General features: G+C 65.4%; 26 protein-coding genes. 12 read left to right on the plus strand and 14 right to left on the minus strand.

Features of this window, described 5'->3' with window-relative positions; translation table 11 throughout:
• The 4 genes from hemB to LI72_RS13495 form a co-directional block, all read right to left on the minus strand.
• Window positions 1–1014 (minus strand): porphobilinogen synthase, encoded by a 1014-nt coding sequence (gene hemB, locus LI72_RS13480; RefSeq protein ID WP_033926468.1) that lies wholly within the window; start codon window positions 1012–1014, stop codon window positions 1–3.
• Between the two features lie 60 nt (window positions 1015–1074).
• Window positions 1075–2493: a sensor histidine kinase gene (locus tag LI72_RS13485; protein ID WP_033926469.1), complete on the minus strand. Its 1419-nt coding sequence runs from the start codon at window positions 2491–2493 to the stop codon at window positions 1075–1077.
• Window positions 2490–3224 (minus strand): response regulator, encoded by a 735-nt coding sequence (locus LI72_RS13490; RefSeq protein WP_033926470.1) that lies wholly within the window; start codon window positions 3222–3224, stop codon window positions 2490–2492. Before LI72_RS13490 ends, LI72_RS13485 begins: the two co-directional genes overlap by 4 nt.
• A gap of 102 nt (window positions 3225–3326) precedes the next feature.
• A complete protein-coding gene (locus LI72_RS13495) occupies window positions 3327–3950 on the minus strand; it encodes an EF-hand domain-containing protein (RefSeq protein ID WP_033926471.1) in 624 nt (207 codons plus the stop codon).
• Window positions 3951–4217: 267 nt separating this feature from the next.
• Between LI72_RS13495 and LI72_RS13500 the strand changes: the two genes are divergently transcribed.
• Together LI72_RS13500 and LI72_RS13505 are read left to right on the plus strand one after the other, a co-directional pair.
• Window positions 4218–6083 carry an ABC-F family ATP-binding cassette domain-containing protein gene (locus LI72_RS13500; protein ID WP_033926472.1) on the plus strand — a complete coding sequence of 622 codons (1866 nt, stop codon included), beginning with the start codon at window positions 4218–4220 and terminating at the stop codon, window positions 6081–6083.
• Window positions 6084–6150: 67 nt separating this feature from the next.
• Window positions 6151–7398 (plus strand): acetyl-CoA C-acetyltransferase, encoded by a 1248-nt coding sequence (locus LI72_RS13505; protein ID WP_033926473.1) that lies wholly within the window; start codon window positions 6151–6153, stop codon window positions 7396–7398.
• 30 nt (window positions 7399–7428) lie between these two features.
• On the opposite strand, the gene LI72_RS13510 is transcribed toward LI72_RS13505, so the two are convergent.
• Window positions 7429–7791: a response regulator gene (locus LI72_RS13510; RefSeq protein WP_033926474.1), complete on the minus strand. Its 363-nt coding sequence runs from the start codon at window positions 7789–7791 to the stop codon at window positions 7429–7431.
• A 76-nt stretch (window positions 7792–7867) separates the two neighbouring features.
• On the opposite strand from LI72_RS13510, the gene LI72_RS13515 reads away from it, so the two are divergent.
• The 6 genes from LI72_RS13515 (at window position 7868) to LI72_RS13540 (ending at window position 13380) form a co-directional block, all read left to right on the plus strand.
• Window positions 7868–8158: a DUF3572 family protein gene (locus LI72_RS13515; RefSeq protein WP_081984982.1), complete on the plus strand. Its 291-nt coding sequence runs from the start codon at window positions 7868–7870 to the stop codon at window positions 8156–8158.
• Window positions 8159–8174: 16 nt separating this feature from the next.
• On the plus strand, window positions 8175–8846 hold the full coding sequence (locus LI72_RS13520; RefSeq protein WP_033926475.1) for a hypothetical protein: 672 nt from the start codon (window positions 8175–8177) through the stop codon (window positions 8844–8846).
• Between the two features lie 26 nt (window positions 8847–8872).
• Window positions 8873–9340: a RidA family protein gene (locus LI72_RS13525; RefSeq protein WP_033926476.1), complete on the plus strand. Its 468-nt coding sequence runs from the start codon at window positions 8873–8875 to the stop codon at window positions 9338–9340.
• Window positions 9312–10112, plus strand: a complete 801-nt coding sequence (locus LI72_RS13530; RefSeq protein WP_033926477.1) for a glycerophosphodiester phosphodiesterase family protein — start codon at window positions 9312–9314, stop codon at window positions 10110–10112. Before LI72_RS13525 ends, LI72_RS13530 begins: the two co-directional genes overlap by 29 nt.
• A complete protein-coding gene (locus LI72_RS13535) occupies window positions 10109–11257 on the plus strand; it encodes a GNAT family N-acetyltransferase (protein WP_033926478.1) in 1149 nt (382 codons plus the stop codon). Before LI72_RS13530 ends, LI72_RS13535 begins: the two co-directional genes overlap by 4 nt.
• Window positions 11258–11328: 71 nt before the next feature.
• On the plus strand, window positions 11329–13380 hold the full coding sequence (locus LI72_RS13540) for a S9 family peptidase (RefSeq protein WP_033926479.1): 2052 nt from the start codon (window positions 11329–11331) through the stop codon (window positions 13378–13380).
• Window position 13381: 1 nt separating this feature from the next.
• Here the strand turns inward: LI72_RS13540 and LI72_RS13545 are convergent, their stop codons facing one another.
• Both LI72_RS13545 and panC read right to left on the minus strand, forming a co-directional pair.
• Window positions 13382–13678: a sel1 repeat family protein gene (locus LI72_RS13545; protein ID WP_033926480.1), complete on the minus strand. Its 297-nt coding sequence runs from the start codon at window positions 13676–13678 to the stop codon at window positions 13382–13384.
• A gap of 106 nt (window positions 13679–13784) precedes the next feature.
• Window positions 13785–14630: a pantoate--beta-alanine ligase gene (gene panC / locus LI72_RS13550; RefSeq protein WP_033926481.1), complete on the minus strand. Its 846-nt coding sequence runs from the start codon at window positions 14628–14630 to the stop codon at window positions 13785–13787.
• Between the two features lie 114 nt (window positions 14631–14744).
• Between panC and LI72_RS13555 the strand changes: the two genes are divergently transcribed.
• Window positions 14745–15563 carry a division plane positioning ATPase MipZ gene (locus LI72_RS13555; protein ID WP_197051914.1) on the plus strand — a complete coding sequence of 273 codons (819 nt, stop codon included), beginning with the start codon at window positions 14745–14747 and terminating at the stop codon, window positions 15561–15563.
• On the opposite strand, the gene LI72_RS13560 is transcribed toward LI72_RS13555, so the two are convergent.
• The 3 genes from LI72_RS13560 to LI72_RS13570 form a co-directional block, all read right to left on the minus strand.
• Window positions 15564–16904, minus strand: a complete 1341-nt coding sequence (locus tag LI72_RS13560; RefSeq protein WP_033926482.1) for an amidohydrolase — start codon at window positions 16902–16904, stop codon at window positions 15564–15566.
• Window positions 16905–16974: 70 nt separating this feature from the next.
• Window positions 16975–17568, minus strand: coding sequence for a DUF4893 domain-containing protein (locus tag LI72_RS13565; RefSeq protein ID WP_052129841.1), 594 nt, complete (start codon window positions 17566–17568; stop codon window positions 16975–16977).
• Between the two features lie 27 nt (window positions 17569–17595).
• A complete protein-coding gene (locus tag LI72_RS13570; RefSeq protein ID WP_052129842.1) occupies window positions 17596–18750 on the minus strand; it encodes a patatin-like phospholipase family protein in 1155 nt (384 codons plus the stop codon).
• Between the two features lie 156 nt (window positions 18751–18906).
• Here LI72_RS13570 and ypfJ point away from each other — a divergent pair, with 156 nt between their 5' ends.
• The 3 genes from ypfJ to LI72_RS13585 all read left to right on the plus strand — a co-directional run bounded on the left by ypfJ (window position 18907) and on the right by LI72_RS13585 (window position 21684).
• Window positions 18907–19782, plus strand: coding sequence for a KPN_02809 family neutral zinc metallopeptidase (gene ypfJ / locus LI72_RS13575; protein ID WP_033926483.1), 876 nt, complete (start codon window positions 18907–18909; stop codon window positions 19780–19782).
• 77 nt (window positions 19783–19859) lie between these two features.
• Complete coding sequence (locus LI72_RS13580) at window positions 19860–20387, plus strand: hypothetical protein (protein WP_033926484.1); 528 nt, start codon at window positions 19860–19862, stop codon at window positions 20385–20387.
• Between the two features lie 130 nt (window positions 20388–20517).
• Window positions 20518–21684: an alpha-hydroxy acid oxidase gene (locus tag LI72_RS13585; RefSeq protein WP_033926485.1), complete on the plus strand. Its 1167-nt coding sequence runs from the start codon at window positions 20518–20520 to the stop codon at window positions 21682–21684.
• Here the strand turns inward: LI72_RS13585 and LI72_RS13590 are convergent, their stop codons facing one another.
• Genes LI72_RS13590 through gspE form a run of 4 tightly spaced genes read right to left on the minus strand, consistent with a single transcriptional unit; the run spans window position 21685 to window position 25384 of the window.
• Complete coding sequence (locus LI72_RS13590) at window positions 21685–22239, minus strand: GspH/FimT family pseudopilin (RefSeq protein WP_231562479.1); 555 nt, start codon at window positions 22237–22239, stop codon at window positions 21685–21687.
• On the minus strand, window positions 22211–22693 hold the full coding sequence (gspG, locus tag LI72_RS13595) for a type II secretion system major pseudopilin GspG (RefSeq protein ID WP_156139619.1): 483 nt from the start codon (window positions 22691–22693) through the stop codon (window positions 22211–22213). The genes LI72_RS13590 and gspG overlap by 29 nt, the downstream gene beginning before the upstream one ends.
• Window positions 22690–23895 carry a type II secretion system inner membrane protein GspF gene (gene gspF / locus LI72_RS13600; RefSeq protein WP_033926486.1) on the minus strand — a complete coding sequence of 402 codons (1206 nt, stop codon included), beginning with the start codon at window positions 23893–23895 and terminating at the stop codon, window positions 22690–22692. The genes gspG and gspF overlap by 4 nt, the downstream gene beginning before the upstream one ends.
• A complete protein-coding gene (gene gspE, locus LI72_RS13605; RefSeq protein ID WP_052129923.1) occupies window positions 23888–25384 on the minus strand; it encodes a type II secretion system ATPase GspE in 1497 nt (498 codons plus the stop codon). Before gspE ends, gspF begins: the two co-directional genes overlap by 8 nt.
• Window positions 25385–25479: the final 95 nt, after the last annotated feature.

Below are 25479 nucleotides of genomic sequence, written 5' to 3' on the forward strand. Positions count from 1 at the left end.
TCAGCCCTTTGCCAGCAGTCTGGCCGCATGCGGCGCATGATAGGTCAATATGCCGCTGCACCCGGCGCGGCGGAAGGCGAGCAGGCTCTCCAGCACCACGGCATCGCGGTCCCCGGCCCCTGCCGCGGCCATCGCCTCGATCATCGCATATTCGCCCGAGACCATATAGGCATAGGTTGGCAGCCCGAAGGCCTGCTTCACTTTGGCAGCGATATCCAGATAGGGCATTCCCGGCTTCACCATCACGCTGTCCGCGCCTTCGGCGATGTCCATCGCGACTTCGCGCAGCGCCTCTTCGGCATTGGCCGGGTCCATCTGATAGCCCTTCTTGTTGCCCTTGAGCAGCCCCGAAGAGCCTACTGCATCGCGGAATGGGCCGTAGAAGGCGCTGGCATATTTGGCGGCATAGCTCATGATCTGGACATTGTGATGACCGTGCGCCTCGAGCGCGGCGCGGATGGCGCCGATGCGACCGTCCATCATGTCCGACGGCGCGATGATGTCTGCGCCCGCCGCCGCCTGGTTCAGCGCCTGTCCGACCAGCACCTCGACCGTCGCGTCGTTGAGCACATAGCCTTCGTCGTCGACGAGCCCATCCTGGCCGTGCGCGGTATAAGGGTCGAGCGCGACATCGGTGAGCACGCCGATGCTGTCGCACAGCGCCTGCTTGATCGCACGGATCGCGCGGCACATCAGGTTGTCGGGGTTCAGCGCCTCTGCCCCGTCCTGGCTGCGGCGATCGGCCTGGGTGTTGGGAAACAGCGCCAGGCATGGAATGCCAAGCTCCACCGCCTCGCGCGCGCGCTCGACGATCAGGTCGACAGACCAGCGCGATACGCCGGGCAAGGATGCGATCGGCTCTTCGACCCCCTCGCCCTCAGTGACGAACAAGGGCCAGATCAGATTGGCGGGCGAAAGGCTGGTTTCGCGCACCATGCTGCGGCTCCACGCGGTGGCGCGGGTGCGGCGAAGGCGGGTAGCGGGATAGGCGGCGGTGGGCGAGTTGTGCGTCATGCAACGGCTTTAGCGGGTGCGTTCGCGCAGGGAAAGATAGTTCCCCCAAAGCAGCGAAAATCAGCCCACCGGAAGCGTCAGCACCGCGCGCAGGCCTTCGACCGCTCCGCCCGCGCCGCGGCGGTTCTGCAGTGTCAGCGATCCGCCATGCTGGTGCGCGATGGCACGCGCGAGCGTGAGCCCCAGGCCGGTGCCGCCGGTCGCCATGTTGCGCGAGGCCTCCAGCCGGGTGAACGGCTCGAACATCTGCTCGATCCGGTCATCGGGAATGCCCGGGCCATCATCGTCGATGGTGATCGCGACGCTGCCGGACCCAGCACCAGCGGTCGATGCAATGCTGACCCTCGCCCGTTCGCCGTAGCGCACCGCATTGCCGATGACGTTGCGCAGCGCCCGGCGGATCCAGGTCAGCTGCAACGGCGCGACGATGCGTGGCGCATCCGCCAGCGCGACATCCTCGCCCAGGTCGTGGAACTCCTCGGCGATCATTTCGACGAGCGCGACCAGATTGACCGGCTCTGCCACTTCGCCCGTGCGCCCGATGCGGGCCAGTGACAGAATGTCGTCGAGCGTGCGGGTGATATCGTCGATGCTGGCAACCATGCGGCTGCGGTGGCGCTCGTCGGGCACCGATTCCACCCGCACCCGCAACGCGGCGAGCGGCGTCTTGAGGTCATGCCCGATCGCGCCCAGCATCACGTCCTTTTCGTTCAGCATCGCGGAAATGCGTGCGCTCATCGCGTTGAACGACCGGGTCAGAGCGACCAGATCGCTGGGGCCGGAAGGCTCGATCGGTTCGGCTTCCTGCGTCCGTTCGAACCGCGCCACCCCCTCGCGCAGCGTGCCCATCGACCGGGCGATCCGCCGCGTCAGCCAGATCAGGGGCACCAGCATCACCAGATAAAGCACCACCGTCTGCGCGATGATGGTGGCGACGATCCGACCCGATGCCTCGGCCACGGGCACATGCACGCTCAGCCAGCGGCCGTCGGGTCGCTCGATCGCGACCAGCGCCAGCTGCCGGATGCGACGGTCGTTGCGGCCGCCAATTTCTGCGGCGAGTCGTTCCATGCGCCGTGCGCGCGGCGGCGCCTTCACCGTCACTGCCTCGATCCGGCGATAGCTGACGCCATAGCTGGGCAATATGGCATCCAGCCGCGAGACCAGACCGGGGACGCGCTGCATCTGAGGCGTGATCGGGCTGGTGTCGGTCAGCTGGGTCCGCCGGAAGCGCAGCCCGGGCGCGCGCCCCATCCGGCCCAGCATTCGCTCGCGCAGCGGGCGCCCCTGCTCCAGCCGATCGGTCGCCGCAATCAGCCGCACCGCCGCCTCTGCGGCAACGCGGTCCATCGCCTGTTCGCGCTGGGCGCGGACCATCAGCGCGGCGTTGAGCAGCTGCCCGACCAGCAAGGCGAGCGCGATGGTGAGCAGCAGGCGGCCGGAAAGGCTTGACGGCCACAGCCGCTGGACCAGCTTCATGGGCTGTCGGGGCTCGCCAGTCGCCGCACTCGCGCCGCCAGCGTATAGCCCCCGCCCCATACGGTCTTGATCAGCCGCGGGGTCCGGTTGTCGGCTTCCACCTTCTTGCGCAACCGGCTGATCTGGTTATCGATCGCGCGGTCGAACAGATGCGCCTCGCGGCCATGCGCGAGGTCGAGCAGCTGATCGCGATTGAGCACATGGCCCGCATGCTCGCAGAACACCTGCAGCAGCTTGAATTCTGCGGTCGAGATCGGCACCAGGGCGCCATCGGGATCGGTCAGGCGGCGCTTGACGGTATCGAGCCGCCAGCCATCGAACTCGAAGCCCTGCACCGCGTCCTCGATCGGCTGGGGCGCGCGCGCCGCGCGGCGCAGAACGGTCTTGATCCGCGCCACCAGCTCGCGCGGGTCGAACGGCTTGACGACATAATCGTCCGCACCGATTTCCAGACCGATGATCCGGTCCATCGCCTCGCCCTTGGCGGTGAGCAGAATGACCGGAATTTCCGACTGCGCCGCGACATGGCGGCACAGGCTGAGGCCATCCTCGCCGGGCATCATGATGTCGAGCAGCAGGATCGCAAAGCGCTGGTCGCGCATCAATGTGCGCGCCTTCGCGGCATCGCCCGCCTCTGTGACGGCAAAGCCCTGCCCCACCAGATATTCCGCGAGCGGTTCGCGCAGGCTCGGCTCGTCATCGATCAGCAGGATATGGGGGGCATCGGTCATGGTGAATCCGCATGTGCCGGTTGGCAGCGACAAAGGCAACCGGCCCCCGGCGCATCAGGGGAATCTGCGCCGGGGGCCGGAAGCTTGTGCAGGGCTTGAAGATCAGCTCTGGGGAGCGGCCCGGCGGTCCTGCCAGCGCTGCTTCATCGCTTCGCGGGCGGCCTCGCGTTCGGCCTTGGTGACCTGGCCGTCGTTGTTGGTGTCCTGACGCTTGAAGCGTTCGAGTGCACCGGCCTCGAATTCGGCGAGCGTGATCGCGCCGTCCTTGTTGGTGTCGAGGCGCATCATGCCGCCGCGCATGCCCATGCGATGGCCACCGCGCATGCCCTTGCCGGGGCCACCGCGCCATTTGCCGCCCTGGCGAGCGCCGGGTTCACCCTTGCCTGCCTCGGCGCGCATGCTCATCCGCTCGGCGCGCTTGGCTTCGCGGGCTTCACGCGCTGCGGTCATTTCCGCAAGGCTCACCTCGCCGCTGCCATCGGTGTCGAGCTTCTTGAAGCGTTCGGCCATCCGCGCCTCGCGATCGGCCTTGTCGATCTTGCCGTCCTTGTTGACGTCCATCCGCGCGAACATCGTCTGCGCCTGGGTGCGGACTTCGGCCTGGGTGATGACGCCATCCTGATTGGCATCGGGGCCGCGCATCTTGCCGGGAGCCGGCTGGGCGACGGCGATGGTGCCGGACAGCATCGCGGCGAGCGCGGCTCCGGCGATAAGGGTCTTCTTCATGGGGGCATTCCTTTGTGAAACTTGGGGTCGATCAGGTAGGAAGCCGCCCCGGCCTGCAGGGGGGCATAATGGCCGGGGCGACTTCCTTGAGATCCGTTCTAGAACCGCAATGTCGCACAGGTTTGCCGGTCTGGCAGCAAAAGTGTCGCAAAATGTATCGGATCGACCCACCCGTTCATGTCCGTGCAAGATCGCGACGCCATGGGTGCGCTGCATTGCAGCATACATGCTTGGCGAATGCGCCGTGTCCTGATAGGCGCTGCCCCCATGCTTTCGATGAACAACATCACGGTCCGTCTGGGCGGCCGCACGATCCTGGACGGCGCGACCGCCGCCATTCCGCCGGGCAGCCGCATCGGGCTGATCGGCCGCAACGGCGCGGGCAAGTCGACGCTGATGAAGGTGATGATCGGCGAGCTCGAGCCCGATGACGGCGAAGTCGAGATGCCGCGCCTCGCCAAGCTGGGCTATATCGCGCAGGAAGCGCCGCACGGTGCGATGACCCCGCTCGATACCGTGCTTGCCGCAGATGTCGAGCGCACCAGCCTGCTCGCCGAGGCAGAAACCTGCGAAGACCCTGACCGGCTGGGCGATCTGCACGAACGCCTGCTGGCGATCGATGCGTATAGCGCGCCGTCGCGTGCAGCGATCATCCTCACCGGGCTGGGTTTCGACGACGAGATGCAGAACCGCCCGCTCGACAGCTTTTCGGGCGGCTGGAAGATGCGCGTGGCGCTGGGTGCGCTGCTGTTCTCGCAGCCCGACGTGCTGCTGCTCGACGAACCGTCGAACCACCTCGACCTCGAAGCGACCTTGTGGCTCGAGAACTTCCTCAAGGCCTATCCTGCCACGCTGATCGTCATCAGCCACGAGCGCGACCTGCTCAACAATGTCGTCGACCACATCCTGCACCTGCAGGGCGGCAAGGTGACGCTCTATCCCGGCGGCTATGACAGCTTCGAGCGCCAGCGCGCCGAACGCGCCGCGCAGCTCGCCGCCGCCAAGGCCTCGCAGGATGCACAGCGTGCCAAGCTGCAGGATTATGTCGCGCGCAACAGCGCCCGTGCCTCGACCGCCAAACAGGCGCAGTCACGTGCCAAGATGCTCGCCAAGATGCAGCCGATCACCGCGCTGATGGAAGACCCGAGCCTCAGCTTCGACTTCCCCAACCCGACCGAGCTGCGTCCGCCGTTGATCACACTCGATCTGGCGGCAGTCGGCTATGCCGAAGACAACCCGATCCTGCGCCGCCTGAACCTGCGGATCGATCCCGACGACCGGCTGGCGCTGCTGGGCCGCAACGGCAACGGCAAGACCACGCTTGCCCGCCTGCTCGCCGCGCAGCTGCCGCCGCAGGAAGGCGCGATGAACACCGCGGGCAAGATGCAGATCGGTTATTTCACCCAGTATCAGGTGGAAGAGCTTGAAAGCGACAGCACGCCGCTCGAGCAGATGACCCGCGCAATGAAGGGCCGCACGCCTGCCGCAGTGCGCGCGCAGCTCGGCCGCTTCGGCTTTTCGGGCAATCGCGCAACATCGCAGGTCGGAACGCTTTCGGGCGGCGAACGCGCGCGGCTGGCGCTGGCGCTGATCACCCGCGACGCCCCCCACCTGCTGATCCTCGACGAGCCGACCAACCACCTTGATGTCGACGCACGCGAGGCCCTGGTGCAGGCGCTCAACGACTATACCGGCGCGGTCATCCTGATCAGCCATGACCGCCATATGGTCGAGCTGACTGCCGACCGGCTGGTGCTGGTCGATGCCGGGACCGCGACCGAGTACAACGGCAGCATGCGCGACTATATGGACTTCATCCTGGGCATCAACCAGCCCAAGGGCGAGGCCAAGCCCAAGATGTCGAAGAAGGACAAGAAGGCCGATGCCTTCCACCGCGACCAGGTGCGCAAGATCGAGAACAAGGTGAAGGCGGCGGAAAAGGCGGTGGCCGAGCTGCAGGCGCAGTGTTCGGATATCGACCGGGCCATGTTCGATCCGTCGTCGGCCAAGCCTGAGCTCACCAAGCTGACGATGAGCGAACTGTCGCGCCGCCGCGCGGCGCTGGGCGATCAGCTGGCCGAGGCCGAGGCCGCATGGCTGGAATGCAACGAGAAGCTCGAAGCGCTGAATTGACGCTTGCTGGCGCTGCGGCGATGCTTTAACTGATCGGTTAAATTGCAACAACCGAGAGGATACCAGCATGGCCGAAGCCTATATCATCGACGCTGTCCGCACCCCGCGTGGGGTCGGCAAGCCTGGCAAGGGCGCGCTGTCGCACCTGCACCCGCAGGATCTGGCCGCGACCGTGCTGAAGGCGATCAAGGATCGCAACAATCTCGACACCGCGACCGTCGATGATGTCATCTGGTCGACCTCGACCCAGAAGGGCAAGCAGGGCGGTGATCTGGGCCGTATGGCGGCGCTGGCAGCGGGCTTCGACGTTAAGGCCAGTGGCATGACGCTGGACCGTTTTTGTGGAGGCGGCATCACCTCGGTGAACCTGGCAACCGCAGCCATCATGTCCGGCATGGAAGATTGCGTCATCGCGGGCGGCACCGAGATGATGAGCTACACCCAGACGGTCGGCGCGGCCGAAGCCAATGCCGGCATGCCGCCGCCGCTGATGGGATCGCACAACCCCGCGCTCGATGAACTGCACCCCCAGTCGCATCAGGGCGTCTGCGGCGATGCGATTGCATCGATGGAAGGCATTTCGCGCGAGGCACTGGATGCACTCGCTCTGGTCAGCCAGCAGCGCGCCGCGCGGGCGATGGCAGAAGGCCGTTTCGACAAGTCGGTGGTCCCCGTCCACAACCCCGATGGCAGCGTGGCGCTGGACAAGGAAGAGTTTCCCCGCCCCGACACCACCGCCGAGAGCCTGGCTGCGCTGAAGCCCGCCTTTGCCGGCATGGCCGATTTTGAGATTGGCGGCACCACCTTCCGCAAGCAGATCAACCGGCGCTATCCCGACCTCAAGATCGAGCATGTCCACCATGCCGGCAACAGCTCGGGCGTGGTCGATGGCGCGGCTGCGGTGCTGCTGGCATCGAAGGACTATGCCGACAAGCACGGTCTCAAGCCGCGCGGCCGCGTCGTCACCTATATCAACATGGGCGATGACCCCACGCTGATGCTCAACGCCCCCGTCCCCGCCGCGAAAAAGGCACTGGAACGCGCGGGCCTGACCAAGGACGATATCGACGTCTGGGAAATCAACGAAGCCTTCGCCGTGGTCGCCGAAAAGTTCATCCGCGACCTGGAACTCGACCGCGAGAAGGTGAACATCAACGGCGGCGCGATGGCGCTGGGCCATCCGATCGGTGCAACCGGATCGATGCTGATCGGCACCGCGCTCGACGAGCTGGAGCGCTCGGGCGGCCGCTATGGCCTGATCACGATGTGCGCCGCGGGCGGCATGGCCCCCGCGATCATCATCGAACGCATCTGAAGGTGAAATCCTGGCCCGGTGGGCGCGCTGTTACAGCAGCGCGTTCACCGCCGCCATGAACGGGCCGATCGATACCGGCTTGGAAACATAGCCTTCCGCGCCCGCCGCGCGAATCCGGTCCTCGTCGCCCTTGCCGGCATACGCAGTGACCGCCATGATCGGGATCAGGCGCAAGTCACGATCGCCCTTGATCGCCTCGATCAGCTCGAGCCCGCTGACATGCGGCAGCTGGATATCCATGATGATCAGGCTGGGCACGAACTGGCGCGCGCGCTCCAGCACCTCACGCCCATCGGCCAGCCCCTCGACGGCAAAGCCGTGCGCGGTGAGGAGATCACAGAAAAGTTTGCGATTAAGGTCGTTATCCTCGACAACCAGCACTCTTTTTGCCACTGAACCGCTAATCCAATCTGTCGGGCCGGAAGGCTCCGGCGGTTGACCCTCAAGCATGCGGATGTAGGCGAAAGCCGTGGGCGACACAATCAGGACAGACGGACCAGGCGCAGAGGATTCGGCAACGCTGGCGCTGCTCGCTTTGGGGTGGATCCTGGGCGATCCGGACCGGGCCTCGCGGCTGCTGGCGCTGACCGGAATGACCGCCGACGACCTGCGCAGCGGCGCTGGAAATCCCGCCATCCTTGCCGAGTTCATCCGCTATCTCGAGGGCAATGAATCAGACCTGGTGGCGGCGGCCGAAGCCGTGGGCACCACACCTGTGCGGCTGGTCAACGCCCGCATCGAGCTGGAACGCCAGTGCTGAACCCGATGGAGATTGCATGAACGCTCACCCCGCCTCTTCCCGTCCGCTGCTGGTCACCGATTGCGACGAGGTGCTGTTGTACATGGTCGCCCCGTTCCGCGAATGGCTGGGCGAGGAGCATGATATCGATTTCGACTTTTCCGGCGGAGACTTCGCCAAGGCGCTGATCGACCGCAAGACGCGCGAGGCGATCAAGCCCGGCGATATCTGGCCACTGCTGGGCGCGTTCTTCGACACCGAGATGCACCGCCAGATGCCGATCCCCGGGGCGATCGAGGCGCTGAAGGCGATCGGCGAGCATGCCGATATCGTCGTGCTCACCAATCTGATGGATGACCGCCAGGAGGCGCGCAGCCAGCAGCTCGCGCGCTTCGGCATCCACCACCGCGTGGTGTGCAACCAGGGGCCCAAGGGCGAGCCGCTCCGGCGGATCGTCGAGGAACACAATCCCAGCGTGGCGATCTTCGTCGACGACCTGCCGCAGCATCACGAATCGGCGTCCGAGCACGTGCCCGAAGTGTGGCGGCTGCACATGGTCGGCGAAGAGGGCCTCGCCCCGCACATCGCCTGTGCTGCCAACGCCGGCCACGCCCATGCCCGCATCGACCGGTGGGACGATGCACTGGCCTGGGTGCTCGAACGTTTCGCCCAGGGGGCCCCTGCCCCCGGCATCCAGGCTGCGGCCTGATCCGTAACTTTTGAGGAATGTGACCCATGACCGACAGCATCGAAGCCAAACTCGCCGAACTGGGCGTCGAACTGCCCCAGCCGGCGGCCCCCGTCGCCTCCTATGTCCCGGCCGTCGAGGCAGGCGGCATGCTCTTCATTTCCGGCCAGCTGCCCTTTGTCGATGGCAAGGTCGTCACCGGCCGGCTGGGCGAGAATGTCTCGCTCGAAGCCGGTGAAGCGGCGGCGCGCGCCTGCGGCATCATGCTGATCGCGCAGATGAAGGCAGCTTTGGGCTCGCTCGATCGGGTCGAGCGGATCGTCAAGCTGGGCGCATTCATCTCGAGCACGCCCGAATTCAACGCCCAGCCCAAGGTCGCCAACGGCGCATCGGACCTGATGGTCCAGGTGTTCGGACCCGCAGGCCAGCACGCGCGCAGCGCGGTGGGCGTGCCCGTGCTGCCTCTGGGTGCAGCGGTGGAAATCGATGCCATTGTCGCCATTCGGCCTGCTTGACCGCTGGCTGGCGCCACCGCCAGAGCAGCGTCGCATCAGCTGGCTGGGAGAGCAGCCCTATGCCCATCGCGGGCTGCATGACGGCATGTGGGACGGGCCGGTGCTGGAGAACGGCCTGCCCGCCTTCACCGCCGCGATTGCGGCTGGCCATGGCATCGAATGCGATGTCCAGCGCAGCGGCGACAATCGCGCGGTGGTGTTCCATGACTTTTCGCTGGGCCGGCTAACGCTGGCGCAGGGCCGCGTCGCCAGCAAGACGGCAGCCGAACTCACCCAGGTTCGCCTGCTCGGCCAGAACGGCGCGATCGCCGAACTCGGCGCGGTGCTGGGCGTGGTCCGCGGCCGCGCGCCGATCCTGATCGAGATCAAATCGGAAAGAGGCCATGTTGCGCCGCTGTGCCTGGCGGTCCGCCGCGCGCTCGAAGGCTATGGCGGCAAGGCAGCGGTGATGAGCTTCGACCCCGCCGTCGGCGCGTGGTTCCGGCGTCAGGCCAGGCATATCACGCGCGGGCTGGTGATCACCGAAGAGGAGGCGCGCGGCTGGAAGGGCAATCTGCAGCGCCATCGCGACCTATGGCAGGCCAAGCCCGATTTTCTGGCCTATGACGTGCGCGACCTGCCCAGCCCGTTTGCCGCCAGCCAGCGCGCTCGCGGCCTGCCGGTGCTCACCTGGACAGTGCGGAGCGACGAGCAGCACGCGATTGCGGCCGAGCATGCCGATGCGCCGATCTTCGAGCGCGGTGCTCCGGCCGAAAGCGCGCTCGGCGCATGAGCGAGCGCGCGATCACCGCAGAGGTCGGTCGCAGCATTGCCGCGCTGGATGCGGGCCAGTGGGATGCGCTCGCAGGGCCTGCCAATCCGTTTGTCAGCCACGCCTTTCTCAGCCTGCTCGAACATTCGGGCAGCGTCGGCCGAGGGAAAGGCTGGACGCCCGCGCCGATCACGATCAAGGGCGAGGACGGCGCGCTGGTTGCCGCATTGCCCGCCTATCTCAAGAGCCACAGCCAGGGCGAATATGTGTTCGACCACAGCTGGGCGCATGCCTGGGAAAACGCCGGCGGCAGCTATTATCCCAAGTTGCAGATCTCCGTGCCGTTTACCCCAGCTACGGGCCCGCGTATCCTGCTGAACGATCCCGTCTGGTCGCTGCCCATTCTCACCGCCGCGCAGAACCTTGCCGAACAGAACGGCCTGTCCTCGGTCCACGCGACCTTTATCGATCCTGCGCAGTTGCCGATGTTCGAGCAGGCGGGCTGGATGCTGCGGTCCGACACGCAGTTCCACTGGCACGATGAGGCTTATGGCGATTTCGAGGGCTTTCTGGGGTCGTTGACCTCGCGCAAGCGCAAGGACCTGCGCAAGGAGCGGGCCAAGGCGCAGGAAGGCGTCGAGATCGTCCACCTCAGCGGCGACCAGATTACCGAGGCGCATTGGGACGCGTTCTGGGTGTTCTACCAGGATACCGGCGCGCGCAAATGGGGCCAGCCCTATCTCACCCGTGAGGCATTCAGCCTGATGGGCCAGACGATGGCGGATCGCATCCTGCTGATCCTTGCGCTGCACGACGGCCACCCGATCGCGGGAGCGCTCAACTTCATTGGCAGCGACACGCTCTATGGCCGTTATTGGGGCTGCACCGTCGACAAGCCGTTCCTGCATTTCGAATTGTGCTATTATCAGGCGATCGATGCGGCGCTCGCGCGTGGGCTGACCCGGGTCGAAGCGGGCGCGCAGGGCGGGCACAAGATGGCGCGGGGCTATGCGCCCGAACTCACCTGGTCGGCACACTATCTGCCGGATCCCGGCTTTCGCCGTGCTGTCTCCGATTTCCTGGTGCGTGAGCGCGCTGCGGTCGCTGCCGATCGCGAAATGCTGACCCAGATGCTGCCGTTCAAGCGCGGCCCATCTGACGCTTGACGCACGGGCGCGCCCGGCGCACGCTGCGCATATCTGCAACCCGTTGCGATTCCAGCAGAAAGCCCCTTCCCATGCGCCCGATCCGTCTAGCTGCCCTGCTGCTTGCCTTTGCCAGCCCCACCGCCCTGCTGGCCCAGGCCGCGCCCGATACCCGGCTGACCGGCCAGGACCTGTTTTCGCTCGAGGTCGCGGCCGATCCGCAGATCGCGCCCGATGGCGGCAAGATCGCCTTTGTCCGCCGCGCCAACGACATCATGGCCGACAAGGCGGTGTCGTCGATCTGGCTGGTCGATGCGAGCACTGGCGAGATGACCCCGATTGCCGCCGGGCCCGGCAGCCATAGCCAGCCGCGCTGGTCGCCCGATGGCAAGCGCCTCGCCTATGTCTCGACAGCAGAGGGCGGCGCGCCGCAGTTGTATGTCCGCTGGATGGCCAGCGGCGAAGCGGTCCGCATCACCGGCCTGCCCGAAAGTCCGGGCAACATCGCCTGGTCGCCCGATGGCACGCAGATTGCCTATACGATGTTCGTGCCCGCCGAAGGCCCCAGGCTGGGCCAGGCTCCGGTCAAGCCCGAGGGCGCGACTTGGGCCGCCCCGCTGGAAACCTATGACCTGCTGACCTACCGCGCCGATGGTGCGGGATACCTGAAGCCCGGTTTCGACAAGATCTTCGTGGTGCCCGCGACCGGCGGCGCGCCCCGGCAGCTGAGCTTTGGCGAGTATAACGACGGCGGCGGCCTGACCTGGAGCCGAGATGGCAAGACGCTGTATTTCTCGGGCAACCGCTCAGCGGACTGGGAGAGTGACCCGCTCGACGCCGAAATCCATGCGCTGGATATCGCCACCGGCGCGATCACCCCGCTCACCGACCGCGACGGACCGGACGGATCGCCAGTGGTCTCCCCCGATGGCAGCAAGATCGCCTATCTGGGGTTCGACGACAAGCTGCTCGGCTATCACAACGCGCAAGCCTATGTGATGAACCGCGATGGATCGGGCAAGCGCGCGGTCGCACCCTCGCTGGATCGCAGCATCGACACCCTGGTCTGGGCACCCGATGGTCAGGCGCTGATCGCGCAATATGACGACCATGGCGAAACCCTGGTCGCGCGCATCGACCTCGACGGATCGGTGCGCGAAATCGTGCGCGGCCTCACCGGCCCGTCGCTCGACCGGCCTTATTCGGGCGGTTCGTTCAGCATCGCAAAGTCCGGCGCGATCGCCTATTCGGGCGGCAATGCCACCAGGCCTGCCGATGTGATGCTGGCGAGCGGCGGCAAGACGCGCGCGCTGACCCGCTTCAACCAATCGCTGATGGCGGCCAAGCGGCTGGGCGAGGTCCGCAAGATGACCACGGCCTCGACCTTCGATGGCCGCGAAATCGAAGGCTGGCTCACCCTGCCGCCCGATCACGTGCCGGGTGCCCGCGTGCCGCTGGTGCTCGAAATCCATGGCGGACCGTTTTCTGCCTATGGGCCGCATTTCTCGACCGACAACCAGCTGTATGCCGCTGCGGGCTATGCCGTGCTCTCGGTCAATCCGCGCGGTTCGACCAGCTATGGCGCGGAATTCGCCAACCTCATCCACCATGCCTATCCGGGCAACGATTATGACGATCTGATCGCGATGGTCGACAAGGCGATCGCCGACGGCATCGCCGATCCCGAACAGCTGTTCGTCACTGGCGGATCGGGCGGCGGGGTCCTGACCAGCTGGATCGTCGGCAAGACCGACCGATTCAAGGCCGCCGCGACGCAAAAGCCGGTGATCAACTGGACCAGCCAAGCGCTGACCGCAGATGGCCCTGCCTTCTTTGCGAAATACTGGTTCGGAAAGATGCCGTGGGAAGACCAGCAGAGCTATTGGGCACGTTCGCCGCTGTCGCTGGTCGCCAATGTGAAGACGCCGACGCTGGTTGTCGTCGGCAGCGAGGATTATCGCACCCCGGTCAGCGAGTCAGAGCAGTATTATACCGCGCTCAAGCTGGTCGGCGTACCGACGGCGCTGGTCAAGGTGCCGGGCGCCAGCCATGGCGGCATCGCGGCGCGGCCATCGCAAAGCGCGGCCAAGGCGTCAGCGATCCTCGCCTGGTTCGAGCGCTACCGCAAGCCGGCAGCGCAATAGGTCAGGCGGCGCGGGCTGCGATCTGCTGAAGCCAGGCGCGGGCTTCGCGCTGGGCTTCGGCGATCTGCCGTGCGGTCATTTCCTCGGAAATCTCCGCGCGGCACAGCTGGCTTTCCTCATGGCCCTTCACGGCGGCGAGGTTGAACCACTTGTGCGCCTCGATCAGATCGACATTGACGCCATGTCCACCGGTGGAAAATGCCACCCCCAGATCGAAATAGGCGTTGATGTCACCGCGCGCGGCAGCGGCCAGTTTGCTTTCGATCAGAAACGTTGCTGACTTCAGACTGTTTGCCATCGTACATGCTCCTCTATGCATGGCCGGGTCACCCGACAGGCGAACAGTGTGTTGGCGTGGTAAAAAAATGGTTAATCCGGCAGTTACCATGCCAGAAGTTTTACATTCAGTGTGACGCTACTGCCATATTGTCGATCAGCCGGGTCTTCCCGATCCGCGCAGCGACCAGCAAACGCGCGGGTCTGTCGGCCTTTTCGAGCGGCTCCAGCGTCACCGCATCGGCGAGCGTGACATAGTCGACCGAGGTGAAACCGGCGGCGAGCAATGCCTGTTCGATACCGCCGGTGGCATCCTCCACGGCCCCGCCGGCCTCGATCACCGCAATGCCTGCCTGCATCGCCCGCGGCAGCATCGCGGCCGCCGCGCGCTCGTCCGGCGTCAGATACGCATTGCGCGACGACAGCGCGAGGCCATCGGCATCGCGCACCGTCGGCACGCCAATGATGTCGAGCCCGAAGTTGAGATCGCGCGCCATCGCCCGGATCACCGCGAGCTGCTGATAATCCTTCTCGCCAAACAGCGCCATGTCCGGCTGGACCTGGTTGAACAGCTTGGCCACCACGGTCGCAACGCCATCGAAATGGCCCGGGCGCGCCGCGCCGCACAGGCCATCGCTGACCCCGGCCACGCTGACGCTGGTGGCAAAGCCCGGAGGATAGACCTGATCGACATCGGGCGCCCACAGGATCGCGACCCCGGCCTCGCTCAGCATCGCGGCGTCGCTTTCCTCCATGCGCGGATAGGCATCGAGATCCTCGTTCGCGCCGAATTGCTTGGGATTGACGAAGATCGACGCGACAACATGGTCGGCACGCTGCCTGGCTTCCTTGACCAGCTGCATGTGTCCGGCGTGCAGCGCCCCCATGGTGGGAACCAGCGCCACCTGCCCGCCCTGCCTTCTGAGCAGCGATACAGCCGACCGCAACCTGTCAACCCGACGTATGATTTGCACCTTGCCTAAGCCTCCGATAGGGAACTGCCGCTATGGGGTGCGGCACGCACCGCACGCGATTCACACATCAGCACTGGCACATTGTCGGGCCTGCTGGAAGGGGCTGGAAAGACCATGGACATGATGACGCGCAAGGCGTCCACGCACCATATCGTGTTTGCCAATGAAAAGGGCGGCACCGGCAAATCGACCAGCGCGGTGCATGTCGCCGTCGCTTTGTCCTATCTGGGCTTCCGGGTGAGCGCGATCGACCTCGATCCGCGGCAGCGCACGTTGCATCGCTATCTGGAAAACCGCGTCGCCACCCTGCAGCGGCGCAACATCAACCTGCCGACCCCCCGGTTCGAGGTCTTCCAGGACGACAATCAGGCACGGCTCGAGCAGCTCGTCACCAGGATGAGCGAAGACTGCGACTTTCTGGTCTATGACACGCCGGGCCGCGACGACAAGTTCGCCCGTTTTGTCGCCACGCGCGCCGATACGCTTGTAACCCCCCTCAACGACAGCTTCGTCGATTTCGACCTGATCGGCCAGGTGGATCCTGAAAACTTCAAGGTCCGCCGCCTCAGCTTCTATGCCGAACTGATCTGGGAAGCGCGCAAGGCGCGCGCCAAGACCGACGGAATTGAGATCGACTGGGTGGTCCTGCGCAACCGCACCCAGCAGACCGACGCCCGCAACAAGCGCAGGCTCGATGCGGCGCTCGCCGAGCTCTCCAAGCGGGTCGGCTTCCGCTATGTGCAGGGCCTGTCCGAACGCGTGGTCTATCGCGAGCTGTTCCCGTCGGGCCTCACGCTGCTCGACAAGGGGCATCTGGCAGACCTCGGCACCAGCCATATCATCGCGCGGCAGGAACTGCGCGAGATGGTGTCTGCGCTGAACCTCCCGGGTGTCGGCAGCCGCTCGTCCGAGCGCCAGCCGCAGCTGATCTGATCAGGGTGCCTTGGGCATCAGCCTGAGCGTCATCGCGGTCATCGCTTCGGCGGCGGTGGCGATGACGGTATCTGCCTCGGGTGCCCAGAACGGGCTGTGCAGCGAGGGCATTTCGATGCCCTCCTTCTTGGCCTTGTTGTATTCGGCCAGCGGCACTCCGCCGACCCAGAAGATCAGGCTGGTGATGTTGTCCGGGTCGGCGCGGTAGAAGCGGCTGAAGTCCTCGCCGCCCATCGACGGTGCAACCTGGGCGACGCGCTTGTCGCCAAAGCGGGTCTTGAGGAAAGTGCCGATATCCTGGGTGAATTCGGGGCTGTTGTAGACCGCCGGCGTAAAGGTGTCGGCGAGCTTCACCTCGGGCATCCTGCCCTCCGGCACGCCCGCAGCGATTGCCTCGCCCTTGGCGATGCGCTTGATCCCGTCGAGGATCTTGGCGCGGGTCTCGTCCGAATAGCTGCGCACGGTGAGCAGCAAGGTCGCCTCGTCCGAAATGATGTTGTGCTTGGCGCCCGCCTGGAAGCTGCCGACGGTGACCACGGCGGCATCCTGCGGATCAAGCTCGCGGCTGATCAGCGTCTGCAAGGTCGTGACGATGCGCGCGCCCAGCACGATCGGGTCCTTGGTGGATTGCGGATAGGCGCCGTGCCCGCCCAGCCCCTTCACCTTGATGTCGACGCTGTCGACATTGGCGAGCGCAAAGCCCGGGGTATAGCCGATGAACCCGGCTGGCGCCTGCGCGGCATCATGAAAGCCGAGCACGTACTGGGGTTTGGGAAAGCGCGTGAACAAGCCGTCGTTCAGCATGGCGAGCGCGCCCGAGCCGATTTCTTCTGCTGGTTGCAGGATCATCACCAGGGTGCCCGACCATTCGGCCTTGCGCTTGACCAGCTGGCGCGCGGTCGCGACCCAGCCGGTCATGTGCGTGTCATGCCCGCAGGCATGCATCACCCCGGTTTCGATCCCCGCCGGACTCATCGCGCGCACCTTGCTGGCGAAGGGCAGCCCCGTCTGCTCGACCACCGGCAGCCCGTCCATGTCGGCACGCAGCATCACCACCGGGCCGGGACCGTTCTTCATCACCGCGACGACGCCGGTCTTGCCGACGCCTTCGGTCACCTCGAAGCCCAGCTTGCGCGCTTCGGCGGCAAGCTTCTTGGCGGTTTTCACCTCCTGGAAGCTCAGCTCGGGATTGGCGTGGAGATCACGGTAGATTTCCATCAGGCCGGGCATGTCGGCGGAGATGTCCGCCCGGATCGTGTCCTGCGCCTGAGCGGGCAGGCTGGCCGTCAACGCGAGAATGGATACGGCAAGATTGCGCACGAACGACGGTGCAAACGGCATGAATGTCTCCCCAGACAAAGTTGGGGCGAAGGCTAACGTGTTGATCGCATTATGCCAGCGGATTTTGAATTCAGCGCATCGGCCGCAGATCGATGATGTCCATTGTGGATTCGTAATAGGGGCGCGGGAAGACGATCCGCCAGCGGTCCTTGCCGATCCGCTCGACGGTGCCGACAAGATCGCGTTCCTTGTCCTGACCATAAGGCACAAGGCCTTCATCATCGCCCAGCATCAGCGACCCCAGAAAAACGCCATTGCGCTTGCCATCGGCATGGATGAAACCCACCGGGCGCTGCGACCCGGTCAGCTTGACGAACTGCCGCTTGTCGCCCTCGCCATAGACCGCGCAGACGAAATCCGGATAGGCGATGAACGCCAGAAACTGCCCGCCCAGCTTGTGCGTCGCGCACAGATACTTGCCTTCCGGAGGCAGCGGATTGTCCAGCCGCTTGCTGGAATCATAAAGCAGCGCGTTCCTGGCCAGATCACCGGCAAATTCGGAAGCCCTCACTTCGGCGAGAGCCGCGGTGAAGGCGGCATCGCGCTGCTCCAGCCGCGCCTTGTCCGCCGGCGTTATGGCATCCTGCCAGCGGTCCGCAGCCACGGCACCGGTCGCCAACAGCAAGCCGCCAGCGGCCAGCGCGCGCAAGAAAATCCCCATCATATCGCGTTGTCTCCTCGTTCGCGTCGCTCAGCGATGCGGCACAAGATCGAACGCGGCGGTCTTTCCGTCCAGAATATTCTGCGCCAGCAGGTCACCCTTGCTCATCGCCGCCTGAACGGCCTGGATTCCCTGGTTCCAGTGCATGTCCATCGTTGCGCGCGAGAACTCGAAGTCGCGCATGCCGCTTTCCCATTTCTGCACGTTGTAGATCAGGTGGACGATGTTGACCGCGTTGTCCTCCACCAGGGCGCGCATGCGCTGGACATCGGGCATCGAGCACATCTCGGGCGGCAGCATCGCCAACACGTTGCGCAACGCGGCATGCTCGCGGCGCAGCTTCAGATAGTAATCGGTGACCTGGCGGGTGCGGCTGGAATAGCGGATGTCCTTCTCGCGGCTGAGGACATCGGCAAACTTGGTCGGCAGATCGCCACGCGCGGGGAAAAGATCGACCTGGAAGGCCAGCATGTCGCTGGTCTGGTTGTCGAGCACATAGGCCAGCGGCGTGTTGCTGACGAGGCCGCCATCCCAGTAATGCTTGCCGTTGATCTCCACCGGCGCAAAGCCCGGCGGCAGCGCGCCCGAGGCCATGACATGGCGCGCATCGATGGTCTGCGGTCCCTGGGGATCACGCGTATCGAAATAGTAGAAATTGCCCGATTCCACGTTCACCGCGCCTACCGAAAAGCGCACCGGGCCGTTATTCAGCCGGTCCCAGTCGACAAACCGGTTCAGCGTCTCGACCATGGGCGTGGTGTCATACAGGCTCACGGCTGCGGGCGTGCCGGGCCAGGCGAAGGACGCCGGCATCATGTGCGGGCGGAAGAAGCCCGGAACGCCGATGGTGGCTGCGGTGGCCGCGCCGGCAAAATGGTTGAGCTCGCGCAAATAGTCGCTGTTGCCCCAGGCCAGATCCATCGTGCCCGATGTCACCAGCTCCCAGAATTCGCGCAGCCGCTGGCAGGCAAGCCCCGGTTCGTTACCTGCGATGATCGCCGAATTCATCGCGCCGATCGAGATGCCGGCCACCCAGTCGATGCGGACGTTCTGGCGCACCAGCTCGCTGAACACACCGGCCTGGTAGGACCCCAAGGCCCCACCGCCCTGCAGAACCAACGCGACCGTGGGGGGAAGCGGGACGGCTGCGGACTGGGTATCGATCGAGTCCTGGGAACCGGGCATGGGAATTTCCTCAAACTGTGGCGAGCGGCCCGCCGGGACCTGCCCATTTATGACGCACTGCACAATAACGCAAATCGCTGAAAAAATCTGTGCTGCTAAATCGCTCCCCCCGGTGTTAGTGTTCGTGCCGACAGGCGAAAAAGGAACACTGCGCGCATGAAGCTCGACGACTATCGCACCAGCGACAATATTGCCGACCAGCGCGGTGGATCAGGCGGCGGCCCCCGCTTCCCCATCGGCGGCGGCAAGATGGGCATTGGCACCATCCTGATCCTGGGCATCGCGGCGCTGGTGTTCGGCATCAACCCGATGGAACTGATGCAGGGCGGCGGCCTGCCCGGTGGTGCGCCCGTCCAGACGCAGGTGGGCGGGCAGAACGCCGCGCAAAGCTGTGCGGTGGACGAAAAGAGCAAGTTCAGCTGCCAGGTTCTCGCCAGCACCGAAGACACCTGGGGTGCGCTGTTCAAGGCGCAGGGCGAGCGTTACCAGCCGGCCACGCTCACCTTCTACGATCGCAATGGCCAGTCAGGCTGCGGCGCGGCGCAAAGCGCGATGGGCCCGTTCTATTGCCCCGCCGACAACGGCATCTATCTCGACACCAGCTTCTTCGACGAGCTCGCCACCCGCTTCGGCGCGGCGGGCGATTTCGCGCAGGCCTATGTCATCGCGCATGAAGTCGGCCATCATATCCAGACGATCAGCGGCCGATCCAATCAGGTGCGCCGCGCCCAGCAGCAGGCCAGCGAGGCCGAAGGCAACGAACTGCAAGTGCGGATGGAACTGGAGGCGGACTGCTATGCCGGAGTCTGGGCCGCGCGCAACAAGGACCGGATCGAACCGGGCGATATCGAGGAAGGGCTGACCGCCGCAAACGCGATCGGCGACGATACGCTGCAAAAGGCCGCCGGACGCAGGCCAGTGCCCGAAAGCTTTACCCATGGCACGTCGGCACAGCGCATGGCGTGGCTGAAAAAGGGCTTGAGCACCGGGGATCCAGCGCAATGCGATACGTTCAGCGCGGCCCGGTTGTAAGGCGGCGCATCGTTTTGCAGGCCTGCGCGTAGCTGCCGGAAAGCCATTGGTATTGATGCAAAACTAGGGGACCCACCATGCACCGCACCGCCATCACGCTCGCCAGCCTTGCCTATCTCGCCAGCGCCCTGCCTGCAGCCGCGCAGAGCCAGGCCGCCGACCGCCCGCGCACCACCGAGAAGGTCGCAGAAGATGTCGTCAGCCAGCCGGTCCAGGATGTCGGCATCGACAAGAAGGATATCCCCGAGAACCTGATTGCCATTCAGGACAAGCCCTATTCGCTGGTCGGCATCAAGACCTGCGCGCAAATCCGCAGCGCGATCGGCGATATGGACGCGGTGCTCGGAGAGGACCTCGACGTTCCCTATGAAGCCACCCGCGACGACAAGCGCAAGGACACCGCAGGCAAGGTCGGCGGGCTGATCGTCAACTCGATCATTCCGTTTCGCGGCGTGATCCGCGAGATTTCGGGCGCCGCAGCGCAGGAGCGCCGCTACAATGCTGCCGTCTATGCAGGTGTCGTCCGGCGCAGCTTCCTCAAGGGCGTGGGCCTCCAGCGGGGCTGCAAATACCCGTCCGCGCCTGCGCCTGCCAGCCTGAAGTAAAATCCGCCCTTGATGAAATGCCGTTCTCCGGCAAAAGCCAGAGTCCAGGGGCGAGATGGCACTGCCGTCGCTCTGGGTTCCGGTCACTGCCGGAACACGGCATTTCGGATCGAGTCAGGGGCACATATCAATGCGACGTTTTCCGGTGCGGCGGCTGGCCGATTGCCACACGGTCGATGATTTTCGCGAACTCGCGCGCAAGAAGCTGCCCTATCCGGTGTTCCATTATATCGATGGCGCCGCCGACGACGAGGTCACGCGCAACCGCAACACCACGGCCTACGAGGAATGCGACCTCGTTCCCAATGTGCTCGCGGGCGTGGCGGATATCGACATGTCGACAACGCTGATGGGGCGCAAGATCGACATGCCGCTGTTCCTCTCCCCCACTGCACTGCAACGCCTGTTCCACTGGCGCGGCGAGAAAGCGGTCGGCGCGGCGGCGGAAAAGTTCGGCACCTTTTTCGGCATCTCCTCGCTCGCCACCGTCAGCCTGGCCGAGATCGGCGACAGCATCGCCAGCCCCAAATTGTTCCAGCTCTACGTCCACAAGGACAAAGGCCTGAACGCCGCGCTGATCCAGGCAGCCAAGGCGGCCAAGTTCGATGCCTTGGCGCTCACAGTCGACACCATCGTCTCGGGCAAGCGCGAACGCTGCCTGCACACCGGCTTCACCTCGCCGCCCAAGCTCACCCCCTCGTCCGCGGCGAGCTTTGCGATGCACCCGCGATGGACGCTCAACTATCTGGCGCGCGAGCGGTTCTCGCTGCCCAATCTTGAAAGCCATGTCGCAGCGGGCAGCGACGCGGCAATCTCGGTCGCGGACTATTTCAACACCATGCTGGACCAGAACATGGACTGGGCGATGGCCGAGGACATCCGCAAGGCCTGGGACGGCCCGTTCTGCCTCAAGGGCATCATGAGCGTCGAGGACGCGCGCCGCGCGGTCGCGATCGGGGCGACCGCGATCATGGTGTCCAACCATGGCGGTCGGCAACTCGACGGCAGCCGCGCGCCGTTCGACCAGCTCGCCGAGATCGTCGATGCGGTCGGCGACAGGATCGAGGTGATCTGCGATGGCGGCATCACCCGTGGCACGCATGTTTTGAAGGCGCTGAGCGTCGGCGCCAAGGCGTGTTCGGGCGGGCGGCTGTACCTCTATGCGCTCGCCGCCGGGGGGCAGCGCGGTGTCGAGCGGACCCTGAGCAATCTGCGCGGCGAGATCGAACGCGGCATGAAGCTGATGGGGGCGACCCGGCTTGATCAGCTGGGGCGCGACAACCTGCGCTGGCGCTGACTATTTGGGGCGACCGACCTCGCCGGTTGCGCTGATCACGATCCGGTCGCTGTTGGCACCGCGCGAGAGCAGCACGGTGACCGGCATGTTGGGCAGGCCCGTGCTGTCGAACCAGAAGCGCGCGCGTGATGGCGCTGCGGCTGCGGGGTCCGCGCCTGGAGGCACCACCGTTTCCGCTGCCTCGCCCTCGATTCGCGCCATGGTCCCCGGCTTCCAGTCACGGTTCGCAAGCGTGCGCGCGTTCAGCGGCACCCATTGCCGGTCCTGCCGCACATCGAAGCCATAGCCCGAAGGCGCGATCCACACCGCGATGGGGCGCGCGCTCACCACCGCCTCGTCACGCGCCGCCGCGACGCGCGCGGCAAAGCGGTCGGCATCTTCGGAGAGCGCCGCGCTGTCGCCGGGAATCAAAAGCACCACCGCGCCTGCCACCAGCCCGATGATGAACAGCACCACCATCAGCTCGATCAGGGTGAAGCCGTTCCTGAAATCCTTCCCCAGCTTGCTGGGGAGGGGTTTTGAGGGCTCAAGCCCCATCGGCGGTGATGTCCGCATTCTCGTTCTCGCCGCCAGGCGCGCCATCGGCACCCAGCGAATAGAGATCGAACGCGCCGGTCGTGCCGGGGCTGATATACTGATAGGGGCGGCCCCAGGGGTCCTGCGGCAGCTTCTTGATATACCCACCGCTGCGATAGCGCCCCGGCTGCGCCAGCGTCGGCGGCGCGGTGATCAGCGCATTCAGGCCCTCGGCCGAACCCGGATAGGCAAGATTGTCGAGCCGGTACATCTCGAGCGCCTGGCTCAAGGTCGCAATGTCGCTGCGCGCCTTCTCGGTCATCGCGCGGTCTTGGCTGGGCAGCACGTTGATGACGACGATCGTCGCCAGCAGACCGATGATGAAGATCACCACCATCAGCTCGACCAGGGTAAATCCGTTGGCACGCTTGCGCGCCTTGGGCGACAGACGCTTCAACAGCGCGGATCGGATATTCAGCATGTTGGTCCTCATAAGCCAGTCAGGTTTTGCAGCTGCAGGATCGGCAGCAGGATCGACAGGATGATCAGGGCGACTGCCCCGCCCATCACCACGATGATGGCGGGTTCGAGCAGCGCCATCGCGGTGGAGGTGAAGTTGCGGAACTCCCGCTCCAGATAATCGGCCGCGCGCTCCAGCATGGTGTCAAGCTGGCCTGCGCTCTCGCCGCTGGCGACAAGATACACCAGCAGAGGCGGAAATGTCCCCGCATTTCGCAGCGCGGCAGACAGCGAACCGCCCGAACGGATCGCCTCGACGGCCTCTTCCAGCGCTTCGCGCAGCACGCTGTTGCGCACCGTGCGGGTGGTGAGCTTCATGCCCTCGAGCAGCGGCAGGCGGCTCTGCACCATGGTCGACAGCGTCCGCGCGAGCCGCGCCGCGTTCATGTCACGGATCAGCCGCCCGATGAACGGCAGCTTGAGCACGAAGCTATCGACCCGGTACTTGAACGCGGGCACTTTCATCGCGCGCCAGAAGCCAAGACCTGCCAGCAGCAGCACCAGCGCCATCAGCCACCAGTAATCAGCCAGCACGGCGGAAATGCCGATGACGATGCGGGTGATCAGCGGCAGCTGGGTCTGCGCGTTATCGAACTGCTCGACCACGCGTGGCACCACCGAGATCATCAGCCCGGCAACAACGCCGATCGCAACCAGCGTGAGGATGATAGGATAGGCAAGCGCGGAGATGAGCTTGCCGCGCACCTCGGCCTGCTGCTCGAGCAGCGCGGCCAGCCGCTCGGTGATCACCGGCAGCGAGCCCGAGCTTTCGCCCGCGCTGATCATCGCGCGATAGAGCGGCGGGAAGCTGCGCGGCTCGCGGGCCATGGCCTCGGCGAGCGACTGGCCCTCCATCACGCCGGCATGGACGTTGATCAGCACCTCGCGGGCATTGGCCTTTTCGGTCTGGCGGCTGATCGTGCGCAGCGCCTCTTCCAAAGGGCTCACACTCATCAGCGACGACATCTGCCGGGTGAACAGGGTCAGTTGCTTGGGGCTCAATCGCGCGACGCGCTGGGTCAGGAACGCCTTGCGCGGCGGTGCTGGGGTGACGGTGACGATGTGGAACGCCTTGCGGATCAACGCAGCGCGCGCCTGCGCATCGGACGGCGCGCGGATGCGCCCTTCCCGCTCGCGCCCGGCCGAATCGATCACCCGATAGGCAAAGTCAGCCATCGATCATTTCGGGCGGCACAGGTTCCGCCTCACGCCGCGAAATGCGGATTGCCTCTTCCGCCGTGGTCTGGCCGGTCCGTACTAGTTCGCGCGCAGCAGATCCCAGGTTCGGCGCGTTGAGGAAGGCATGTCGGGCGATGATCGCCTCGTCGCCATTGTCGTTGATCAGGCGGCGGATGGTCTCGTCGACCCGCACCGCCTCGAACACGCCGATACGCCCTGCAAAGCCGGTATGGTTGCACGAATCGCAGCCGACAGGGCGATAGACCACGGTGCCCTTGTCGAAGCCGAGCAGCGAGGCGAGCGATCCATCGGCCTGCACCGGCTCGCGGCATTCGGGGCACAGCCGCCGCACCAGCCGCTGCGCGACCACCGCGCGCAAGGTCGACGCGAGCAGGAACGGCTCGATCTTCATGTCGCGCATGCGGGTGATCGCACCGATGGCATCGTTGGTGTGGACGGTGGACAGCACCAGATGCCCGGTCAGCGAGGCCTGCACCGCAATCTCGGCGGTTTCGTGATCGCGGATTTCGCCGATCATCACCACATCGGGGTCCTGGCGCAGGATGGCGCGAAGGCCCGCGGCAAAGGTCAGGCCGACCTTGGGGTTGACCTGCGTCTGGCCGACACCCTCGATCGCATATTCGACCGGATCCTCGACGGTCAGCATATTGCGCGAGCCATCGTTGAGCTGCTTCAGGCACGAATAGAGCGTGGTCGTCTTGCCCGATCCGGTGGGACCCGTGACCAGGATGATGCCATTGGGCTCGGTCAGCGCCTCCGCCAGGATCTTGTGGGTGCGCGGGCTCATGCCCAGCAGCCCCAGATCCATATTGGCATTTTCCTTGTCGAGCAGGCGCAGCACGACGCGCTCCCCAGCCCGGCTCGGCAATGTCGAAACGCGCACATCGAGCAGCTTGCCACCGATGGTGAGGCCAATGCGGCCGTCCTGCGGCACGCGACGTTCGGCAATGTCGAGGCGTGCCATCACCTTGATGCGGCTGACGATCACCGGGGCGACATTGGGCGGCATGCGCAGCTTTTCCTGCAGCACGCCATCCATGCGCATGCGGATGACCAGCCCGGTTTCATAAGGCTCGATATGGATGTCCGACACGCCTTGGCGCGCGGCCTCGGCGATCACACCGTTGATCAGGCGGATCGCGGGTGCGTCGTCGGCGCTGTCGAGCAGATCTTCGGCGCTGGGCAGATCGCTCGCCAGCAGTTCCAGATCGCCGCCATCGATGTTCATCGAATGCGCCATCGCGGCGGCATTGCCCTCGACCGCGTAATGATCGGACAGGTAGCGCTCGAACTGCGCGACCGGGGTCAGCTCGACATCGAACGGCATCGCCAGATAGCGCCTGACTTCAAGCAAGGTGATCGGGTCCGCGCCTTCGCGCAGCGCGACCTTCATCCGTCCGTCCGCCTCGCCCAGCATGACGACACCGTTGTCGCGGGCGAAGCCATAGGGAATGTCGAGCATCATCCGCGCAAGCGCACGGTCGGGCGCCAGATCGATCGGCGCATCGGCGATCGCGGCCGGATCGGCGGCTCCCTCGCTCGTATCGCCCTTTCGGATCT

Source organism: Sphingomonas sp. 35-24ZXX, from assembly GCF_000786215.1.
GTDB lineage: Bacteria > Pseudomonadota > Alphaproteobacteria > Sphingomonadales > Sphingomonadaceae > Blastomonas.

Bases quoted from the DNA above. Each gene is read 5' to 3' on its own strand.
- hemB (WP_033926468.1), bottom strand. From the start codon at position 1,014: ATGACGCACAACTCGCCCACCGCCGCCTATCCCGCTACCCGCCTTCGC.
- LI72_RS13485 (WP_033926469.1), bottom strand. From the start codon at position 2,493: ATGAAGCTGGTCCAGCGGCTGTGGCCGTCAAGCCTTTCCGGCCGCCTG.
- LI72_RS13490 (WP_033926470.1), bottom strand. From the start codon at position 3,224: ATGACCGATGCCCCCCATATCCTGCTGATCGATGACGAGCCGAGCCTG.
- LI72_RS13495 (WP_033926471.1), bottom strand. From the start codon at position 3,950: ATGAAGAAGACCCTTATCGCCGGAGCCGCGCTCGCCGCGATGCTGTCC.
- LI72_RS13500 (WP_033926472.1), top strand. From the start codon at position 4,218: ATGCTTTCGATGAACAACATCACGGTCCGTCTGGGCGGCCGCACGATC.
- LI72_RS13505 (WP_033926473.1), top strand. From the start codon at position 6,151: ATGGCCGAAGCCTATATCATCGACGCTGTCCGCACCCCGCGTGGGGTC.
- LI72_RS13520 (WP_033926475.1), top strand. From the start codon at position 8,175: ATGAACGCTCACCCCGCCTCTTCCCGTCCGCTGCTGGTCACCGATTGC.
- LI72_RS13525 (WP_033926476.1), top strand. From the start codon at position 8,873: ATGACCGACAGCATCGAAGCCAAACTCGCCGAACTGGGCGTCGAACTG.
- LI72_RS13530 (WP_033926477.1), top strand. From the start codon at position 9,312: ATGCCATTGTCGCCATTCGGCCTGCTTGACCGCTGGCTGGCGCCACCG.
- LI72_RS13535 (WP_033926478.1), top strand. From the start codon at position 10,109: ATGAGCGAGCGCGCGATCACCGCAGAGGTCGGTCGCAGCATTGCCGCG.
- LI72_RS13540 (WP_033926479.1), top strand. From the start codon at position 11,329: ATGCGCCCGATCCGTCTAGCTGCCCTGCTGCTTGCCTTTGCCAGCCCC.
- LI72_RS13545 (WP_033926480.1), bottom strand. From the start codon at position 13,678: ATGGCAAACAGTCTGAAGTCAGCAACGTTTCTGATCGAAAGCAAACTG.
- LI72_RS13555 (WP_197051914.1), top strand. From the start codon at position 14,745: ATGGACATGATGACGCGCAAGGCGTCCACGCACCATATCGTGTTTGCC.
- LI72_RS13560 (WP_033926482.1), bottom strand. From the start codon at position 16,904: ATGCCGTTTGCACCGTCGTTCGTGCGCAATCTTGCCGTATCCATTCTC.
- LI72_RS13565 (WP_052129841.1), bottom strand. From the start codon at position 17,568: ATGATGGGGATTTTCTTGCGCGCGCTGGCCGCTGGCGGCTTGCTGTTG.
- LI72_RS13570 (WP_052129842.1), bottom strand. From the start codon at position 18,750: ATGCCCGGTTCCCAGGACTCGATCGATACCCAGTCCGCAGCCGTCCCG.
- ypfJ (WP_033926483.1), top strand. From the start codon at position 18,907: ATGAAGCTCGACGACTATCGCACCAGCGACAATATTGCCGACCAGCGC.
- LI72_RS13580 (WP_033926484.1), top strand. From the start codon at position 19,860: ATGCACCGCACCGCCATCACGCTCGCCAGCCTTGCCTATCTCGCCAGC.
- LI72_RS13585 (WP_033926485.1), top strand. From the start codon at position 20,518: ATGCGACGTTTTCCGGTGCGGCGGCTGGCCGATTGCCACACGGTCGAT.
- LI72_RS13590 (WP_231562479.1), bottom strand. From the start codon at position 22,239: ATGCGGACATCACCGCCGATGGGGCTTGAGCCCTCAAAACCCCTCCCC.
- gspG (WP_156139619.1), bottom strand. From the start codon at position 22,693: ATGAGGACCAACATGCTGAATATCCGATCCGCGCTGTTGAAGCGTCTG.
- gspF (WP_033926486.1), bottom strand. From the start codon at position 23,895: ATGGCTGACTTTGCCTATCGGGTGATCGATTCGGCCGGGCGCGAGCGG.
- gspE (WP_052129923.1), bottom strand. From the start codon at position 25,384: ATGATGCTCGACATTCCCTATGGCTTCGCCCGCGACAACGGTGTCGTC.